This window comes from Enterococcus sp. AMC1252 (assembly GCF_058216515.1).
On the sequence record NZ_CM177097.1, the window covers coordinates 558,156 to 579,699 of the forward strand.

General features: G+C 34.5%; 8 protein-coding genes. 7 read left to right on the plus strand and 1 reads right to left on the minus strand.

Annotated elements, in window-relative coordinates; genetic code table 11:
- Positions 1 to 98: 98 nt before the first annotated feature.
- The 5 genes from AC4BB5_RS02600 to AC4BB5_RS02620 all read left to right on the plus strand — a co-directional run bounded on the left by AC4BB5_RS02600 (position 99) and on the right by AC4BB5_RS02620 (position 3,368).
- Positions 99 to 833 carry an ABC transporter ATP-binding protein gene (locus tag AC4BB5_RS02600; protein WP_490457866.1) on the plus strand — a complete coding sequence of 245 codons (735 nt, stop codon included), beginning with the start codon at positions 99 to 101 and terminating at the stop codon, positions 831 to 833.
- The gene (locus AC4BB5_RS02605) at positions 830 to 1,516 is read left to right on the plus strand and encodes an ABC transporter permease (RefSeq protein ID WP_490457867.1); all 687 of its coding nucleotides are present in this window, start codon (positions 830 to 832) and stop codon (positions 1,514 to 1,516) included. Before AC4BB5_RS02600 ends, AC4BB5_RS02605 begins: the two co-directional genes overlap by 4 nt.
- Before the next feature lie 21 nt (positions 1,517 to 1,537).
- Positions 1,538 to 1,765, plus strand: a complete 228-nt coding sequence (locus AC4BB5_RS02610; protein WP_490457868.1) for a hypothetical protein — start codon at positions 1,538 to 1,540, stop codon at positions 1,763 to 1,765.
- Between the two features lie 20 nt (positions 1,766 to 1,785).
- Positions 1,786 to 1,989 carry a hypothetical protein gene (locus tag AC4BB5_RS02615; RefSeq protein WP_490457869.1) on the plus strand — a complete coding sequence of 68 codons (204 nt, stop codon included), beginning with the start codon at positions 1,786 to 1,788 and terminating at the stop codon, positions 1,987 to 1,989.
- Between the two features lie 137 nt (positions 1,990 to 2,126).
- Entirely contained in the window at positions 2,127 to 3,368 is a 1,242-nt protein-coding gene (locus AC4BB5_RS02620) for an MFS transporter (RefSeq protein WP_490457870.1), read from the plus strand.
- Positions 3,369 to 3,500: 132 nt separating this feature from the next.
- Here the strand turns inward: AC4BB5_RS02620 and AC4BB5_RS02625 are convergent, their stop codons facing one another.
- Positions 3,501 to 4,187 (minus strand): 4'-phosphopantetheinyl transferase family protein, encoded by a 687-nt coding sequence (locus AC4BB5_RS02625; protein WP_490457871.1) that lies wholly within the window; start codon positions 4,185 to 4,187, stop codon positions 3,501 to 3,503.
- A gap of 323 nt (positions 4,188 to 4,510) precedes the next feature.
- Between AC4BB5_RS02625 and AC4BB5_RS02630 the strand changes: the two genes are divergently transcribed.
- Both AC4BB5_RS02630 and AC4BB5_RS02635 read left to right on the plus strand, forming a co-directional pair.
- A complete protein-coding gene (locus AC4BB5_RS02630) occupies positions 4,511 to 13,954 on the plus strand; it encodes an amino acid adenylation domain-containing protein (RefSeq protein WP_490457872.1) in 9,444 nt (3,147 codons plus the stop codon).
- Entirely contained in the window at positions 13,947 to 21,542 is a 7,596-nt protein-coding gene (locus AC4BB5_RS02635) for an amino acid adenylation domain-containing protein (protein WP_490457873.1), read from the plus strand. The genes AC4BB5_RS02630 and AC4BB5_RS02635 overlap by 8 nt, the downstream gene beginning before the upstream one ends.
- Positions 21,543 to 21,544: the final 2 nt, after the last annotated feature.

Consider the following 21,544-nt stretch of genomic DNA (forward strand, 5'->3'; position numbering starts at 1 on the left):
ACAAAAATGTCATAAACGCTTGACAGAACGACGTACAAGCATTAATATGTGAATATAAAGTTATGAATATTCATAATAAAATATTCAGAAAGAAAAGAGTGAAATTTTTATTGGATAATGTGTTGGAAATCAAAAAATTGACAAAGTCATTTGGCGAGCAGCTTGTTTTAGACAATGTATCACTTTCATTAAAGAAAGGGATGATATACGGATTACTAGGGGCAAATGGAGCTGGTAAAACGACAATCATCAAATCAATTTTTGATCTTGTGAAACCTGATAGCGGAGAAATTTCTCTCTTTAATGAGAAAATGCCTCAATCTGTGGAGCAGTACAAAAAACTAGGCAGTATTATCGAAACACCTGTCTTCTATGAAAATATGACTGTGGAAGAAAATCTATTGCTTCATTGCGATTATATGGGAGAACAGTTTAAAAGTAATATAGACAAAGTCTTGCAAGACATTGGATTATTCAACGAAAAGGAAAAGATGATCGATCAGTTATCATTAGGAATGAAACAACGATTAGGCTTAGGGAGAGCACTTTTAAATGAACCAGAATTATTGATTTTAGATGAGCCGATAAATGGGTTGGATCCAGAAGGAATTATTGATTTTAGAAACTTGATTTTGGCCATTAACCAAGCGTATGGAACAACTGTTTTGATTTCTAGTCATATACTGATAGAAGTATTCAAAATAGCTGATATGATTGGGATCGTTGCGAAAGGGAAACTAATCAAAGAAGTTAGTAAGAAAGCCCTGGAAGAGATGGATTTGGATATTGAAGAGTATTACTTATCCTTGGTCAAAGAAGGAGTGAGTATATGAACAAGTTGTTGAAAATCGAACTAAAGAAAATCAATTTAAAAAGCCAAATTATTTCACTGATCGTGATGAATCTCATCGTACTGCTACTTTCCATTTTTACGTCAACACTATTAGCTGATCCATCAAGTGAAGTGAACCCAACAGGTGTTGCAGTCCAACTGTCGACATCGGAATTGGCGTTGCTGATTACACGAGCAGTTTTGATTGTGTGGCAAGCAATTTTAATTGTTCAAATCATTATTGAAGAATATAAAACAAAAACGATTACAGTGCTTTTTACTTATCCATATAGTAAAAAACAATTGATTTTAGTTAAGTTCCTACTTATCTTTCTATTAACAGCTGCATTTGCTGTATTCTCAACTCTATTTCAGGAACTCAGTATTTATTTATTAAGTCAACGATTGGGATTTGTGACTTTTGTGTCAGAAAGTTTGTGGTCGTTAATCATTGTACTAGTTTCAAATATTTGTCTAGGTTTTTTACCTTTATTTATTGGAATGAAAAATATTTCGGTTATTGCAACCGTTGTTTCCTCATTAGTTATTGTAGTGATTGGTTCTAATTCACAAGCATCGCCAGCTGGTTTATTGGGAATCCCTATTGTGTCATTATTTTTAGGAGCAGTGAGTGTACTGTTAATGATCGTGACCTATCGTTCAATGTTAGTCAAAGAAATTTAATTTAAAAGGAGATATATCATTATGCCAAGTAAACTATTAGATAATTCATTCATCAAAATTCCAGATCCGTCAGTTTTAATGTATGTCTGGATTGGAACAATCATTCTGGGAATCGTGTTACTTATTATTGGATTGATTTTAGGAAAAAGAAATAAAGTTAAAAATAAAAATATTTCTAAAGTTTTGATCTGGGGCGGTATCGTCATTGTGTTAGCCCAAGGTGCACAACTATTAACGAGTTTACTATAAGTAGAAAGGATGGATTTAAAATGGATCAGATGACACGTTTTTTTGAAAATATCGGACAAAGTTTAGGTGTGAAAGTGAAATTGCCAAGAGTGACAAACAAATATTCACTTATCAGCTTACTTATTGTGATAGGTAGTCTTGTTTGTTTAAGAATTTCACTAGTCTTTTTGATACCATGTATTTTGGCAGGAGCTAATTTTTTCTTAGTAAATAGAAAACGTTAAAAAATAGTTAGCCTTATGAAGTAATACTTCATAAAAATAAAAGCTGAATGGGGGGGATATGCCGCTCATTCAGTTTTCCTATTTTTCGGTTAGCCTTAAACAGACCTGTCGAGTTTTTAATAAGTAGGAGGAGAATAATGGAAATTGAAAAACGTGTGATTTGGAATAGAAATTTTGCCTATATTATTATGGGACAAACCCTCTCAGTTCTGGCGAACTCCGTGATGAAGTTTGCACTATCACTGTATATCTTAGATTTAACAAAATCAGCTGCATTATTTGGTACACTTTTAGCTGTATCAATAATCCCGACAATTATTTTTTCACCGATTGGTGGCGTATTAGCAGATAATTTCAACAAGAAAAATATGATGGTGATCATGGATGGCTTGTATGCCTGTATTGCGATTTTGGTTTACTTAGCAGTCGTCTTAAAAGCTAATATAGCTATTGTTGCGATATGCTTATTGCTGATGTCAGTCGTTTCAGCCTTTGAAACGCCAATAGTGCAATCAAGTATGCCGTTGTTATTTAAAGAAGATCATTTATTAAAAGCAAACTCAGTTGTTAATCAAATTCAATTGTTCGCCAATTTTGTCGGACCAATACTGGCTGGTTTTTTATATAGCCTTGTAAAAATTGAATGGATTTTTGTTATTTGTTTTATTTTGTTTTTTGGTGCTGCCTGTATTGAGTGTTTTATTAGAATACCGATATTAGCTGTCAAATTTGAAAATGGTGCAATTGCAACTGTCATCAAAGACTTGAAAGAAAGTTGGTTGTTTATTAGGAAAGAAGAGCCAGCAATAGTCAAGATAATTGTTGTTTTAGGTGCTATTAGTTTTTTCATCTCTGGATTACTATTTGTTGGAATTCCTTACATCATTAGGATCGTTTTAGGTCTTAACAGCCAGTATTTAGGGATTAACCAAGGATTGATTTCTTTGGCGGGAATCGCGGGAGCTGTTATGGTGGGGCTACTTTCGAAAAAACTAAACATGAAAAATAGCTACTTGATTGTTGGTCTATCAAGTCTTTTGGTTCTTATTATGGGGGTCATTTTTATGATCGATATGCCTACTACATGGACTTTTATATTGTTTACTTTGGCTATTATGTTTTTACAAGCGTTGTTCACATTATTTTCTATTTTTGTTATTTCAAATATCCAAGCGAACACCCCTGTTCAGTTGGTAGGAAAAGTAATGTCTTATGTAACGACTTTAAGCTTATGTGCACAACCTCTTTCTCAAGCCGTTTATGGTTTTTTATTCGATATTTTTTCAAATTCAGTCTATATTCTGTTTATATTCACGGGATTTGTTATGCTCTTAGTTAGCTATTTTTCAAAAAATTCGTTTAAAAATTTTAACCAATAGAGACAAAATGAAAAGTACTCTGATTTGAATGCTGAACTGAGATAACTTACAGAACAATGGAACTTTGGGGTTTAATAAAATTTTAACTTGGTTGAGAGATAACTGAAAAGTTATAGCTCAATCTTTTTTTGTTTACAAAGAAACGAGTTTAACTAGATCGGTCAGTGTCAAATGCTTTTCAACATTTTTTTGAAGTATTGATGAACAAAGAGCAAATTTATAATGACTATCAACGATACAAGAGTAAAAGTGAGCATCATTTTCTATTTGTGTTGAGAGAGAAATCACCTCTCCAGTCAAGGTGAAATGATAGCTGTCTAAAGGGATGGATAAACCAAGTCCGATTGTTTTACTAAAAGCTTCTTTTAGTGTCCAGATCGAATAAAAGGCATCTAACCGTTCCGTCTTACTATGTCTGGAATGAATATACTTCTGTTCGTGAATGGAAAAAAAGCTAGCAACATCCTGAAAATCAATTGCTGCCATTTGTTCAATATCTATTCCTACAGGAGCAGTGCTGATTGAACAACAAACATAATCACCAGAATGAGTCAAATTAAAAAAAATATCTGGATGGGAAGCTAAAAACGGTTTTCCTTGTTTAGAAGTTGAAAAAAGCAACTTATCTGGTTCTAGTTGACAATAAGTGAATAGCATCCACCGTAAAAGAACTCCAGCTGTAAGTGAGCGTAGTTGATCCTTAGGAAATCTTAAATTATCTATTTTATTTTGTCTTTCTGACTCAAGTAAATGATACCATTTGTACCAAATGTCAGATTTTAACGAATCATCTAGTTTTAGTAAATGGGTAATTAGCATAGGTACCTCACAAAAAGTTGTAAATAGAATGTTTAAAACATCGTAAGTATATTTTACATTTTGATAAATGTCAAATCAATTTTCTGTTTTATCTAATATTTATTTATTAAATTTCGATTAAATATATACTTAGATATAAATTATAAAATAAAATTAATGTATTTCTTTTTTCGTTTAAAAATAGATTTGACATTTAGTGAAAAATTTAATAGACTTTGAATTAAAATAGGTGAATATTCATTTAGTTTGATTCAAGAAATGTAATTAAAACTAAAGTAATATTTAGCTAGTTTTTAATACAACAAAATGGAGTGGGTTATAAGTTGGAGAATATATTAATTAATCAATTAGGAAAGAACGAGTACGAAAAAGTTATTTATGAGTTTAATTCTAACCGAGATACAACCTATGATGGAGTAGATTTAGTTACTTGGTTTGAAGAGGTAGTTCAACAACATCCGCAAAAAAAAGCTGTTGGTATCAGTGGTGAGACTTTAACTTATGAGCAACTAAATCAAAGAGCCAATCATATTGCAAAGAAGTTAGTAGACGCTGGAATTGAAAAAGAAGATTTAATTGGTGTTATTTTAAATCGTTCCATTGAATTAGTTGTGGCAATCTTAGGAATCTTAAAATCAGGTGCAGCATTTTTACCTATAGATTCTGAAAACCCTGAGGAACGAATCAAATATATAATCGAAGATAGCAATGTGAAACAAGTAATAACAGAAATAAATTCAAGAGAAAAATGGGAAAAATTATTAAACAAAAAAGTGATTTGTCCGGATTTTAGCAATATAAGTGAAAAAAATGTGAATTTAGCTCATTCCCCGAACCAATTAGCCTATGTTATTTATACCTCTGGAACAACTGGAAACCCTAAAGGCGTTATGATCGAACACAAAGGATTAGTAAATTTTATCAAATGGAAGCTTGATACCGCAAAATTTGATGAGAACAGTGTCATGCTCCAAAAAGCTACCTGCTCTTTTGATGCAGCAGTTGGAGAAATTTTCTTAGGGATACTGGGTGGCGCAAAACTGCAACTATTAACAGATCAAGAAAATAACAATTTCAGCATGTTACTAGATGTTATTAAAGAAAATAAAGTAACTCATATGGTGATGATTCCAACGGTTCTCTCTGTCTTTTTGGATTACGCAGTTGAAGTTGACAAAGAGTCTTATTTAGCTTGCTTAAATACGTTATATATCGCAGGTGAAAAATTAGAGGAGTCTCTGGTCAAAAAAATCTGTAGACTGACTCCTTTAACCAAAGAAAATATTTATAATCTTTATGGTCCTACAGAAGCTTCTATTGGCGCAACTTATTTTCATCTGGCCGATTTGGGGAACCAGTCAACTGTTTCGATTGGTAAAGGTATCAATAACGCAGCTATCTATATCATGAACGGAAATAAATTATGCGGGATTGATGAGGCTGGGGAATTGTGTATCGGAGGAGTTGGTGTTGCTAGAGGGTATTTGAATCGTCCGGATCTAACCAGAGAAAAATTTGTTGATAACTACTTTGGTCTACCAGGAAAGATTTATAGAACGGGAGATTTAGCGAAGTGGCAAGAAAATGGTAATTTGGAATATTTAGGTAGAATTGATGAACAAGTTAAAATCAATGGCTTGAGAATCGAATTGAGTGAAATCAAAAATACTTTAGCGATTTATCCAAATATTGATGATGCAGCGGTTATTGTTTCTGAAAAAAATCAAATTATTGCCTATTTTGTATCTAAAGAAGACTATCAAGAAACACAATTAAAAGAATATTTAGAGAAAAAATTACCACTATACATGATTCCAAAACGATTTATAAAAATTGCGGAGTTACCTGTAAATAATAATGGCAAATTAGATAAGAGCAAATTGCCTACGATCGAAGAAGAATCGGTAGTTTCTGCTAAAGAAATAGTAGCGCCAAAAACTGAACGAGAGCGTGTACTTATTTCTGTTTTTTCTACTGTTTTAAATAACAAAAATATAGGTTGTAACCATAACTTTTTCGAAATTGGAGGAGACTCGATCAAGGCAATCAGAATTGTATCGAAATTGCGGGAAATTGGCTATAACTTAAGTGTTCCAACAATCATGACTGAAAAAAACTTAGGAAATATCGCGACCTTTATGGAATTGAACCAACTTGAAACACAGGAACAAAACGAGCCAACGATTGTTGGCGAAACACCATTATCACCAATTCAGAATTATTTTTTCGACAGCAAACTTCCTGCGCCAGAGCACTTTAATCAAACGTTTCTATTGGAGTGTAAAAATCTGGAAATTAATAGTTTGAAAAAGGCGTTATTGGCAGTCTGTAACCATCACGACTTATTAAGAGCTGTTTATATAAACAACAAACAAGTAATTAAAGAACAAAATAGCCCCAATTTATTTGAGGTGAATTCTTTTGATTTGGTGAATGAAAAAGATTCTCTTATCTTTGAAAAAATGGAAGCTATGAGCGACAAAATACAGTCAACCTTAAACTTAGCGGAAGGACCACTAATCAAAGCAGTTATTTTTCATACAAGTGAAATGGATTATATTTCATTAATCGTTCATCATTTGATGGTGGATGGTATTTCTTGGCGCATTTTAGTGGAAGATATCAATACAGCATATAAACAAGCTCTAGAAGAAAAAGTGATCGAATTACCAATGAAAACGGCATCGTTTTCTAGATGGTGTGAGTCATTAGAAGCGTTTAGTAAGTCAGAAATATTAGAAAAAGAACGTCCTTACTGGAATAAAATCAGTAAATTAGCAAATCAAGCTAATACTACTTTATGCACGCCGCAAGACAATTGTGGAACAGGAATCGATGAGATTTTTTTATCCAAAGAATTAACGGAAAATCTTATTTTACATTCTAACAAATCTTATAATACAGAAATAAATGATTTGTTAGTGACAGCTCTGTTCAGAACAATAAATAAATTGACTGAAACAGATACAATCAGTGTACGAATGGAAGGACACGGTCGAGAACCTATCCATAAGCCGATTCACATTGATCGAACAATTGGGTGGTTTACAACCATCTACCCAGTTGTTTGCGCAGGAATTGGTGATAATTTACAACATGATATTAAAAAAGTGAAAGAGAATCTGCGACGTATTCCTAACCATGGTTTGGGATATAGTGTTTTGGATTGTTATGATGAACAGTTTGAAGGGGTTCAGACTGAAGTGACATTCAATTATCTGGGAGATTTTGAGCAAGAGTCGTCAGAGTATGATATTCAAATCAAGACAGTAGAGTACGGTTATCAAATTGCAGAAAACAATCATTTTGGTACACCTATTTCTATAGATGGTTCTTTGAACAATGGGGTGCTCTCTTTTGTTTTCATTTACGATAAATCAATGTGTGATGAAACCATGATCAAAGAACTTAAAGCTTTGTTTGAAAGAGAACTGGAACTGCTTGTAGATCATTGTCTTAACAAAGTAGTTCCCGAAAAAACAGCCTCAGACTTTGGAGAGATCGACTGGAGTGAAGAAGAATTTAGACAAGTAGAGGCAAACTTTACTAAGTGTAATGATCAGATTGAAAAAATTTATCCCTTGACCCCGCTTCAAGAAGGGTTGTTGTTTCATGAGCAGGAAGAATCGGCTTCAAGTGCCTATATTGTCCAAGCTATCTATGAGTTAGGGACAATTAAAATGGCCGAATTTGAGCAGGCTCTTCATTTACTAGTACAGAAACATAGTGTACTAAGAACAAATATCGTTTATAAAAATGTCAGAACACCAAGACAAGTTATCCATCAAAATGCTATTTGTGATGTGGAAAGTATTGATTTAACAGAGACTTTAGCTAGTGAAGAAGCGATGGAAAAAATCAAACAAGAAAATATCCAAAGAGGATTTGATCTTGAAGTAGATGCATTGTTCCGTATAAAAATCATAAAAATAACAGCCAATAGCTACAAAATGCTAATGAGCTTCCATCATATTATATTAGATGGCTGGTGCAATGCCATTTTACTGAATGACTTACAAAACTTTTATAAATTATTGCTTGCAGGTCAAGAGTATGAAGCAATTAAACAAGGGATTGATGCTGATTATGCGCATGCAGATCATGTGAAGTACTTAGCAGAAATGAATACACGTGAAGCAAAAGAATATTGGCATATGCTGTTAGAGGACTACACAACAGTTGCAAATATTCTACCAACGGCGGTACAAACTGTTAAGGCAGAGAAAAATCAAATTAAACAAGTCTTGGATAATCGAACAAGTGAACAGATCCGTATTTTAGCAAAATCATTAAATGTAACGGTCAATACTCTTTTTGAATCAGCCTGGGGTGTTTTATTACAAAATTATACAAATACAGAAGATGTTGTTTTTGGACAAGTCGTATCTGGAAGGAATAGTCCGATTGCGAATATTGAAGATAAAGTTGGGTTGTTTATCAATACGATTCCAGTACGAGTACAAAATGAAAAAAATGCTGACTTTACGACGATTGTGACCAATTTACAAATGCAGTTAAATCAAAGCGGAGCGCATGATCTATATCCATTAAGTGAGATTCAAAATGAAAATGAATTAGGGAATAAATTAGTACAAACAATCGTTGCTTTTGAAAATTATGAAGAAACTGTCCAGTTTGAAACAGGAGCACCACAATTTTTACTAGAGGATATTCGAGAAGAAACAAATTATGACTTGACACTCTCCATTCAAAATGGTGAAAGTTTCACGGTGAATCTTTTATTCGATGTTTCTAAATATTCAAAACAAGGTGTGGACAATATTTTGACTCATTTTTGCCAATTGCTGAAAGCTGCTGTACAGTCACCGGAGCAGCCGATTTCGACTATTGATTTCCTAACGAATGAGCAACGTGAATTGATTGTAACAGACTTTAATCAAACAACGACTACGTACCCTAATGATATATCAGTCACAGCAGCATTTAAGGAAATCTTGTCTAGTTGTTGTAAACAGGTTGCTGTAGCATCTGAAAATCAAGTTCTTACGTATGAGGAATTAGATATACTTTCGACAAATTTAGCTTATAAATTAAAAAATCTCGGGATTATGAAAGGGGATTTAGTCGCTGTAGTTGCTGATCGTGAAGTTGAAACAATCGTATTGTTCTTAGGTATCTTGAAAGCTGGAGGAGCATATTTACCAATTGATAGTAACAGCCCAGCAGATCGAATCAAATTTATTCTCAGTGATGCAAAATGTAAAGTTCTATGTGATTTCGGTCAGCAGTTACAAGGAGACATCACAATAGAAAATTGTACGGTCATCACAAATGATGCTTTTGAAGAAAGTGTTGATAGACAAGAATTACCTCAAGTTGGTGCAGATGATTTAGCGTATGTTATTTATACTTCTGGTACAACGGGTGTACCTAAAGGTGTGATGATCACGCATAAAAATATAATTCGTCTTGTTCGAAATACGAATTATGTTGAGTTTAAAGACAGTCACATTTTACAAACTGGTTCTCTAACATTTGATGCATGTACATTTGAAATTTGGGGTGCGCTATTAAATGGAGGGCAATTATATATGACGACCTCCAATGTCCTGTTGGATCCAGAATTATTACAAGATGTGATTGTAACTCAAAAAATCAATACTTTATTTATTACAACCGCCCTATTCGTAAATATTGTTGAAATGCATCCTGTAGCCTTCCATTCCTTAAAAAGGATCCTGGTTGGTGGTGAGAAAATTGTTTCAGCGCCAATCAATCGTTTTAAAGAATATAATCCGAATGTCAGCATTTGTAATATTTATGGGCCAACTGAAAATACGACGTTTTCTTTATTTGAAGATTTAGATTATGAAATAGAGACGCTTGTGCCAATTGGAAAACCGATATCAAATACAACTGCGTATGTAATGAAAGATGAAAAATTATGCGGTATTGGGATTCCTGGAGAGCTATATTTAGGCGGAGATGGTCTGGCATTGGGTTATTTGAATCTAGAGAAAAGTACAGCTGAAAAATTCATTGTGACAGAGTCAAATCAGCGATTGTATAAAACAGGCGATCTTGTTCGGTGGCTTGAAAATGGTTCAATTGATTATCTCGGAAGGGTGGATGATCAAGTTAAAATCCGAGGGTTCAGGATCGAATTAGAAGGAATCACGACCATTATCAAACAATTACCGTATGTAAGTAATGCTATGACGATCATTTTTGAAGAAAATGGGCAAAAGGATATTTGTTCTTATGTTCAATTAGAAGAGCTAGTAGACCTTGAAACGATCCGTCATGAATTGATGTTGAAATTACCACATTACATGGTACCAAAAGTGATTATGGATGTGGCTAAGTTTAAGCTTAATAAAAATGGAAAGATCGATAAATCATCTTTACCTAAACCTCAAATGCCAGATATCTTGACTTTTGAAGCTCCTCGAAATGAAGCTGAAATCATTGTTTGTGAAACCTTTGCTGAAATTTTAGGTGTGCCACAAATCAGTATTACAGATGATTTCTTTACATTAGGTGGTCATTCACTAAAAGTTATGCAATTGTCAGGCCAATTAGCTGCTAAAACAGGCACTAAATTAACATTAGAAGAAATAATGACTGGTCGGACAGTTGAGAAAATTGCGCTTAAACTTCAAAAAGGAGAAACATATCAGCCAATCACAAAAGGATCTAGCTTAGATGCGAGTCCTGCACAAAGTCAAATTCTTTTGGTGGAAGAAACTTTAGCGAATAATACGACATATAATATTCCAGTTGTATTAACGATCGAAGGTGTAGTTTCAGTTGCAGACTTAAAAGAATCACTACAGAAACTGAGTAGCAAATATGAAATATTAAGAACAACTTTTGCGTTTAAGGAAGGAACCTATTGTCAGGTTATTGCCGATCAAATACAGATCCCAGTGTCTACCTCAACAGTTGAAAAAGAACGGTTGAATCAAGCAATTTTTGACTTCATTCAGCCATTTGATTTAAGCAAAGGACCGCTGGTTAGAGGACATGTTTTCTCCATTTCTCCAAATGAGCATATATTTGTTATAGATATTCATCACGCTATTTTTGATGGAGAATCTATTCCAACGCTTGTTTCTGAGCTGGTTGCAGCGTACAACGGTGAAGAATTAAAAGAAGCAACTATTCAGTATAAAGATTATAGTTCTTGGAAAAATCAGTTGGATTTACAAAAACAAGAAAAATTCTGGTTAAATAAACTAGATGGTGCAGAACTAAATACAGAATTCCCAACAGACTTTATTAGAGGTTCAGAAGCAAGTTTTGTAGGTGAAAGTTTCTCAATAGACTTGCCTAAACAATTGACTGAAAAAATTCAAGAATTTGGAAAGAAAAATGGCGTAACCAGTTACATTTTCTACGCAGCAATCTTTAATTTACTACTTTCGAGATATACAAGGAAAGAAGAAATTATTACAGGAACAGCTATCTCAGGAAGAAACCATCCAGATTTGGAAAAAATGATAGGAATGTTCGTGAATACGGTCGCTTTAAAGCAAGAAGTTGAACCAGATGCATCATTTATGAACTATATAAAACAAGTTCAGACTAATTTCTTTGAGGTTTTCAATAATCAAGATTATCCTTTTGAAAAATTAGTAGAGAAGCTAGCGATTAAACCAGGTCAAACACGTAATCCTATTTTTGACGTGATGTTCTCTTATGAAAATTTAGGAGATGAAAGCTATTCTCTAGGTGATGCTAAATTAAGTTACTATGAGTTACCTAATAATACCGCAAAATTTGATTTAACATTGACTATCAAAGAACATCCTGAGAACGTTTCAATCAACTGGGACTATAATGTTCAGTTATTTAAAGAAGAGACGATGAAAAAAACTTCAGAGCACTTTATCACGCTGATTACATCGGCGCTTGAACAGCCAGTTAGTACATTAAGTGAACTTTCAATGATTGATAAAGCAGAAAAAGAAAAGCTTTGTTACACCTTCAACACTCAAGAAAAATCACCGCTGAAGCATGAAACGATTGTTTCGTGGTTTGAGGAAAATGTGGTGAATTATCCTAATAGAATTGCTGTAGGTATTGAAGAAAATGATGTTACGTATGCTGAATTAAATCAAATGGCCAATGCAATTGCGAAAAAATTAAAAGCATCTGGTGTGAAGAAAAATGATGTAGTGGGGCTGTTATTCCATCGCTCGATTGAATTTATTGCAGCAATTTATGGTGTTTTAAAAGCAGGCGCAACCTATTTACCGATTGATGTGGAGCTTCCTTCTAAGAGAATAGATTATATTTTAGAAAATAGTCACACAAAAGTCATTTTAACGAATGAATCATCAAGTGCATTAAATGTCCAAACAATCATAGTATCACCACAAGAACGAGTAGAAGAAAATCAAATAGTGGACAGTTCAGCAGATGATTGTGCTTATATCATTTATACTTCTGGAAGCACTGGACATCCCAAAGGTGTCAAAATAAAAAATAATAGTTTGATCAACTTGATTGAGTGGCAAAAAGAACAGAGTGGAGTCAATGACAAGAGTGTTGTCTTACAAAAAGCTACCTGCTCTTTTGATGCATCCGTTTGGGAGATTTTTCTGGCAACATTATCTGGTGTAAAACTTCAACTGCTCACAGATGATGAAAACCAAGATTATGCCAAATTACTACAAGTAATCCAAGAAAAACACGTTACTCATACCTTGATGGTTCCAACTGTTTTTGATTCTATTTTGGATTATATGAAAGTTGAGGACGTAGCTTATGCTTTAGATGGTTTGGAAAAAATCTATTTAGGTGCGGAGTCTTTAACAACAGAACTTTTAGAAAAATATATCGAAGTTACTAAAAATAGAAATAACGTTTCTAAGATCACGAACTTATATGGACCAACTGAAACCACTGTTTGTGCCACTTTCCATGAAGTGAGTGAAGAAGACTTAGATACTCGAGTAGCGATTGGTCAACCGGTTCGTAATACCCAAGTCTATATTATGAATGATGGTAAATTATGTGGAATCGACGTTGCAGGGGAAATTTGTGTTGGTGGAGTTGGTGTATTCAAAGAGTACTTGGGCTCGGAACGTTTAACCAAAGAGAAATTACTTCAAAGCAAAATAGATACTAGCCAATATTTATATCGAACTGGAGACCTTGGGAAAATTGATGAAAATGGACAAATTCATTATCTTGGTCGAATCGATAAACAGGTCAAGATTCGCGGATTTAGAATTGAAATTGAAGAGATTGAAAAAGGACTATTAAGATTACCGAACATTTCAAGTGCGGCTGTGATCGTCAATGAAAGCCTTGGAAATCCACAATTATGTGCGTATGTAGTCAGTGATTCGACTGTGAATATTTCAACGATCTCAGATGAACTAAAAGAGGTTTTCCCAGATTATATGGTTCCTAGTTTTATCAAACAAATTGATGAACTACCAAAAAATCATAATGGTAAATTGGATGAAAAAGCCTTGCAGGAAATTCCGATTGAATATAATACAACGATTATTCCGCCTAAGACAAAAGATGAAGCCAAATTGTTGCCACTGTTTAAAGAAGTATTGAATGTAGAGAATATCGGTGTCACAGATAGTTTCTTTGAGCTTGGTGGTTATTCGATCAAGGCTGTTGAATTATCCAGAAGAATTGAAAAAGAATTTGATTTGCGGGTATCCTTAAAAGATATTATGAAAGAGCAAAATGTCAAAAATATCGCTAAGGTCATTAAAAAGAAAAATAAAAAAGGTTTTCAACCGTTATTAAAAGCTGCTGAGGAGTGCTTAGATGAGTAAAAAATATTTAATGAGTTCTAATCAAAAAAGGATATATACACTTGAGCAATCTCAAGGTTCTAGCGTCACATATAATATGCCAATTATTTTAAAACTTGAAAAAGCGCTAGAATATAATCGCTTAGATCAAGCATTTAATCAATTATGTGAAAGACATGAAGCGTTTCGGACCAGTTTTTCAATTGAAAAAGATAAATTTGTACAACGAATTCACTCGCCGAAAAAAAATCAAATCGAAATTGTCGAAGGACAAACATCTAAGGAAATGATCAAGAAATTTGTGCGTCCGTTTGATTTAAGCCAGGCACCTTTGATTAGAATGGGTTTAGGAAAAGATCAAGATGGATATACACTTTTATTTATAGATGTTCATCATATTATTTCAGATGGTGCATCTACAGGTATTTTGCTAGAAGAATTTAGCGAACTCTATGATGGAAATGATTTAGAGCCAGTGGAGTTGCATTATAAAGATTTTTCAGCTTGGCAAAACAGTTTAGATTTAGATGATCAAGAACAATTTTGGCAAGAAGAATTTAATGAGGTAGTGCCAGAAACGGAGTTACCCGTCGATTTCAAAATGCATGAAAAACAGCATTTTGAAGGGAATCACGTAGAAATGAAAATCGATACTTCAGTCAAGGAGAAAATCGATGCATTAAACAGGCAAAACCAGACAACCAGTTTCATGGTTTATTTAACGACATTGATGATTTTTCTAACTAAGTTAAATCGTCAAGATCGTGTCGTTATTGGTACAGTTGCTGAAGGTAGAAACCATCCTTCAGCAGAAGAGATGATTGGGATGTTTGTGAACACTTTACCGGTCATAGGAACAATTGATCCTCAGAAAAATTTTATTGAAATTTTAGAAGAGATCAAAAACAAGAGTTTGGATGTCTTTGAGAATCAAGATTATCCTTATGAAAAAATTGCGGAACTAGGGACAAAAAATCCGATTTTTGATGTAATGTTTTCCTACGAAGTTGGTTATGATGAGACTGTTTATATAGGGGGCCAACTTGCTAAAGTAGAACAGATCCAAATGGAAGTATCCAAATTTGATCTAACAGTCACGCTGATTGAGCATGGAACTGACTATACGATCAACTGGGAATATAATTCAAGGCTTTTTAAAGAAGAGACAATTCAACGGTTAGCCGAGTACTTTAATGTGTTGCTCGCTAATTTATTAGCGGAAATGAAGCAGCCTGTATGTGGCGTCCAATACTTGAATCCAAGTCAAATCATGCAAATTAAAGAAGAATTTAATCAACCAGACAACCAATTGAAGCAGGAGGCTTTTATTTCTCCTATTCAATGCTTTGAAGAACAAGTGTTAAAAAATCCAGATAAACCAGCTGTGTATTATCTAGAAGAGCAATTGACTTACAGTCAACTGAATGAACGAGCAAATGCTGTAGCGCAACAATTAAAACAAAAAAGTGTTGGGAAAAATGATGTTGTTGCATTGATCGTTGAGCAGTCTACAGAAATGGCAATCAGCATACTAGGTATTTTAAAAACAGGAGCAGCCTATCTTCCAATTGCGCCAACAACGCCAATTGAACGGATCAATTACATTATAGAAGATAGCCAATCTAAAGCAGTTCTCTGCTCTCCTAAGACTGAGAAACTAGTCTCAGAAGAACTTGTATGTAAACCTACGATTCTTCACCCGGAGAGTTACCAAAAAGAATCCGTTGAACGGCAACCAGTCGAAGGATCTGATCTTGCTTATATTATCTACACTTCAGGGAGCACAGGGAAGCCCAAAGGAGTAATGATAGAAAATCATTCTTTGATGAATTTGATAGAGTGGCAAAGAAATGAAGGAAATGTGTCAGAACAAAGTATTGTTTTGCAAAAAGCAATCTATACTTTTGATGCATCCGTTTGGGAAATTTTCTTAGCACTACTTTCTGGAGCTACGTTGCAGATGCTATCCTCGGAGGAACATGATGATTTTGGGAAATTACTGGATGTATTTGAAAAGAGCCGGGTGACACACTTTTTAATGGTGCCGACATTTTTAGAAGCATTATTGAATTATACAAAAGAATATGAACGGGAAAAAGCATTTGAAACGATCGAAGCGGTTTATGTAGGTGCTGAAAAAGTGACGAATCACTTACTTACTCAATTTGTTGAAACTACAGGTAAGAAACTATCGATCATTCGTAATCTATATGGACCGACAGAAGGCACTGTATGCGCAACGTACTATCAGTATCCTGATCAGTTGGATAGTCAAGATACTCTGATAGGCAAAGCAATTCATCAGACACAAGTCTATATAATGAATGATCAGACTTATTGTGGTATCGGCATTCCAGGAGAATTGTACATTGGTGGTGCTGGCGTTGCTAGAGGCTATTTAAATCAACCTGAATTAACCGCTAAACAATTCGTGACATTGGATGGACAGGTTATTTATAAAACAGGTGATCTAGGAAAATATAGAGTAGACGGCTCAATAGATTACCTTGGGCGAATCGATAATCAAGTGAAAATTCGCGGATTTCGTGTAGAGTTAGCTGAAATTAGGCAAACCCTTTTACAAATACCTGAAATAACATCGGCTGCTGTGACGATAAAAAAACAAAAAGGAACAGACTATCTCTGTGCTTATGTGGTGGCAGAGCATTCATTAGCCGAAAATGATTTAAAAGATTATCTAAGCCGATCATTGCCGGATTATATGGTGCCGAATTACTTTAGTTTCTTAGACAAACTGCCGATTACTGCAAATGGTAAGCTAGATGAAAAACAGTTACCTAAACCAGATGCTTCCAAAGTTAAATTATTTTTAGCACCAGAGACTGAAAAAGAAGAGCAGGTTGTCACTGTATTAAAAGAAATTTTACAGTTAGAGCAAGTCAATCTTTTAGATAGTTTCTATGAACTAGGTGGCGATTCGATCAAAGCGATTCGGGTTGTTTCAAAGGTTAGAGAACTTGACTATCAACTAACAGTAAAAGAGATCATGCAAGCTGGAACAATCAAAGAAATGATACAAAAAATGAACGTTATCACTCAAAAAATGAATCAGGAAATGGTAACAGGAGTGGTCCCTAAAAGTCCAGTACAGCAGTTCTTTTATTCAAGCAATTTAAATACCCCAGAACATTTCAATCAGTCGCTTATTTTAGAAACAGATGGCTTGATAGATGAAACACTATTGAAAAAAGCCATAGATGAACTTGTTTTACATCATGATATGTTGAGAATGGGTGTCAAACAAAGTGAACAAACGATTTCTAATTGGGAAAAAGAAACAAATTACGATTTTCACTCATTCCAATTAAGTGAAGAGGGTACAAAAGTGACCGAAGAAATTCAAACGATTGGGGCTCCATTTCAGTCAATGTTTACGTTTGATCAGTCACCGTTACTGAGAATTCTAGTTTTTCAGTCTAAACAGACATCTTTTCTTTGGATTCAGATGCACCACCTAATTGTTGATGCAGTATCTTGGCAAATTTTTATTGAGGATTTAAATCAGAGTTACGAAAGTTTGATTAATGGTCGGACTAATCAAATGCCGCAAAAAACCACTTCTTATCCAGTCTGGAGTGAAGGATTAAAAGAGTTAACGAATCGTTATGAAATAAAAAAAGATGAAGACTATTGGCAAGAAGTCAATCAAAGGATCGCAAGTACAAGCTTATTTGATCAGACAATTCCAACAAACCAAAGCCATACATTTACCTTTGAGTTAGGTGAAGAAGAAACCAAGAAACTTCGTTTTAAGGCAAATAAGGCATTTTCTACAGAAATCAGTGACTTACTGTTAACTGCCTTAGCAAAGTCGCTAGGAAATATCTTTGATAAAACGAGTGTTTCCTTTACTTTAGAAGGTCATGGTCGTGAATTATTTGAATCAGTTGGCTCGGTAGATCGAACGATTGGTTGGTTTACGTCCATGTATCCATTAATGGTTACACTAGAAGAAACATTAGCTGGAACAATCAAGCATGTTAAAGAGTCAATTAGAAAAATTCCCAATAAAGGAATGAGTTACGGTCTGTTAACGACATACACAGATAAGCTTAGAAACCAACAAACGGATGTAGTGTTTAATTACCTTGGAGAATTAGGGGATAGTAAAGACAATAAACAGCTATTTACAATTAGTACTATTGCAAATGTGAACGACAGTGCTAAAGAAAATACAATTGGCAGCCCATTATCAGTCAACTGCTATATTCAAAATGATCGACTGATCACAGATTTAGTTTATGCTGCACCAATTCTTTCAAATGAAGATATCGTTGCTATCAGCGATGGTTATCAAAAAGAGTTATTAGCAATCGTTGACTATTGTCAAAATATATTGGAACCGCAGAAAACAGCATCTGATTTAGGGGAGTTCTCATGGAATCAAGCTGAATTTGATTTGGCACAACGAAGAGCTGAAGAGCTGTTAAGTGGAGAAATTCAAAAAATCATCCCATTGACATCGATGCAAGAAGGATTACTGTATCATAAATTGCTTGACGAAACATCAACAAGCTATGTAATCCAATGTTCTTATGATGTAAATACACAAATGAATCAAGAACAATTAGAGAAAAGTTTGAGTCTCCTTGCCGAAAAGCATCCGGCATTGAAAACCAATATATTATACAAAGAGATCAAAGAACCTAGACAAGTAATTTTCTCAGATCGAACCTTAGAAACTTCAAGTCACGATTTTTCAAAAGCAGAAAATGCTGAGGAAGAATTTACTCAATATAAAATCGCTGATGTTAATAGAGGTTTCGATTTAGAAAAAGAATCCTTATTTAGAGCATCACTTGTAGAAATGCCTACAGGTCAAAGACTTATTTTTACCTTCCATCATATTATTATGGATGGTTGGTGTTTGTCGATTGTTTTAAACGACTGGATGAAGATATACGCTGCGTTGCAGAATAATGAAGACTCAATTGCGTTAGGTCAAACAGAAACAGATACAATTTATGAGGACTACGCACGAACAGTAGCGAAACTAGATAAGGATGCGAGTTTGAATTATTGGGAAAGATTATTAGAAGAATACGAAACGCAAGCAAGTTTTGCAGGGATGTATCCTAAAAATGATCAAAAGGCTGAAGTCAAAGCCATTTTTGACTCACTTTCAAGAGCAGAAACACATGAGATTCAAACCTTTGCAAAAGAAAACAATGTCACGATGAATACTATTGTCGAAACGATCTGGGGACTTATTTTGCAGCGATACAATCATACAAACGACGCTGTTTTCGGTAAAATGGTTTCTGGTAGAAACTTACAATTAGCAGGGATTGAACAAGCTGTCGGGTTGTTTATCAATGCAATCCCAGTCAGAGTTAAAAGTGAAGAGAAAGCTTCGTTTGTAGACTTAGTCAAAGAAATTCAGAATCAATCGATTGAAAGCGATGAACATACGTATTGTTCATTATCTGAAATTCAAAATAGAACGCTATTAGGAAAAGAACTGATTCACACAATTATAGTTTTTGAAAATTACGTTGTACAAGAAGCGGATGAAGCTATCGGATTACTAGGTGAAATGGAAGATTATCGTGAGCAGACAAGTTATCCTATCTCACTGAGTGTAGGCGCAGCAGATGAACTGAGCTTCAAATTGATGTTTGATGAGCGCTTGTTTACAGAAACTGAGGCGCAACTGATTTTATCTCGAATTATTTGCGGGTTAAAAGAGTTGGCCCAAAATCCAGCATTGACCTGCGGAGATTTTTCTTTAGTGAATGAAGCTGAACAAAAGCAGGTAATGACTGCATTTAATCCAGAAAAAAAAGATAATAGCAGTTATCCAACAATTTTAAAAGCGTTAAAAGCACAAGCTCAAAAACAACCAGATAAAGTAGCAGTCGTTTTTGAAGAAGAGCAATTAACGTACGCACAGCTAGAAGAGAAATCAACAATTTTAGCGAAAAGAATACTCGCGTCTGGGATACAAGAGACAACATTTATTGGCCTATATTGTGACCGAACACTCGAAATGGTCGTAGGAATCTATGGGATTATGAAAGCTGGTGCGGCTTATATTCCATTATCGCCAACTTTACCACAAGATAGAATCGATTATATTTTAAACGATAGCGAGATTAATCTTGTGTTAAACGGCCAAACAGAGAAAATAGTTTCTTTAGAAGCAACCGTAATTGACTATACAGTCGAGGAATTAAAGACAGATGAATTCGCACCAATCATATTGCCTAAGCGGATGCCGGAAGATAATGCCTATGTGATTTACACCTCTGGAACAACTGGTAACCCTAAAGGAGTCATTGTCGGACATGCTTCTTTGATGAATTTGGTCAATTGGCAAAAGGATTACTTTGAACTTGATTCAAATCAGACGATTTTACAGCAATTTTCGTTTATTTTTGACGGATCAGTATTCGAACTATTTGCAGGTTGTCTAGTTGGTGGAACTCTGGAAATCATTTCAGATGACGTGAAAAATGATCCTGACCGTTTCTTGAAAAAACTAGATCAAAAGATCCTTATTACAGTACCGTCTCTTTTCAAAATGTTATTGGAGTTCGCAGAAGAAAATGGTCGTCAAGATGAAATCAATCAACTGAGCAAGGTAGGGCTTGCAGGAGAAGCAACAACTATGGCTTTAGTTGAGAAATTTTATCAAGTAATGGCTCAAGGAAAAACAACCCTTTACAATCTCTACGGGCCAACAGAAACGACTGTCTGTGCTTCTGCTTATAAAGTGGCAAACGAACTGTACAAGTCCGTTCCTATTGGTAGCGCAATTGACAATTCTAAATTATTTGTCTTTCATCAAGAGAAATTGTGTGGAATTGGTATGTTAGGAGAGCTATGTATAAGTGGCGATAATTTGGCTTTATCATATTTAAATAATCCTAAGACGACAGCTGAAAAATTTGTTCAAAATCCTATGATTCCGACCGAACAAATGTATCGAACTGGCGATTTAGTTAAATGGCAGGAAGATGGCAATATTCAATATGTTGGAAGAATCGATGAACAAGTAAAAATTCGTGGTTTTAGAATTGAACTAGGTGAAATCGAAAATCAGCTAGGTCTTATTCCAGATGTTTGGGATGCATGTGTGATTGCACGCACTATTAATAATGAGCTAGCCCTGTGCGCATATCTTGTAACAAATGAGGAAATGACTGCATTTGAAGTAAAAGAGAAATTAAAGAAAACCTTACCAGACTATATGGTTCCAGGATATATCACGATTATGGACAAATTACCTGTTACAAAAGCAGGAAAAATCGATAAACGGAATTTACCTGAACCACAACAGAATCCAAGTGTTTCTTACGAAGCACCAAGAAATGAATTGGAAGAGACGATTTGCGATTTATTTGAGGAGATTTTAGAAATCGAACAAGTTGGGATCGACGATGACTTCTTTGAACTGGGAGGGCATTCTTTAAAAGCTGTTCATTTAGCAAATGGCATTTCAAAATTTTCAGGGGTGAAGGTTCCATTAAGTGATATCCTTCAAGAAAAAAATGCTCGTAGTATAGCAGAAAAAGTCAAAGAACTAACTTCCGCAGGTTCTTTGGTTCTTGATAGCATTGAAATTGTGGATGATGAGGAGTTATAAAG

What these genes read in the sequence shown, in the direction of transcription:
- AC4BB5_RS02605 (WP_490457867.1), top strand. Translation starts at nt 830, where the DNA reads ATGAACAAGTTGTTGAAAATCGAACTAAAGAAAATCAATTTAAAAAGC.
- AC4BB5_RS02610 (WP_490457868.1), top strand. Translation starts at nt 1,538, where the DNA reads ATGCCAAGTAAACTATTAGATAATTCATTCATCAAAATTCCAGATCCG.
- AC4BB5_RS02615 (WP_490457869.1), top strand. Translation starts at nt 1,786, where the DNA reads ATGGATCAGATGACACGTTTTTTTGAAAATATCGGACAAAGTTTAGGT.
- AC4BB5_RS02620 (WP_490457870.1), top strand. Translation starts at nt 2,127, where the DNA reads ATGGAAATTGAAAAACGTGTGATTTGGAATAGAAATTTTGCCTATATT.
- AC4BB5_RS02625 (WP_490457871.1), bottom strand. Translation starts at nt 4,187, where the DNA reads ATGCTAATTACCCATTTACTAAAACTAGATGATTCGTTAAAATCTGAC.
- AC4BB5_RS02635 (WP_490457873.1), top strand. Translation starts at nt 13,947, where the DNA reads ATGAGTAAAAAATATTTAATGAGTTCTAATCAAAAAAGGATATATACA.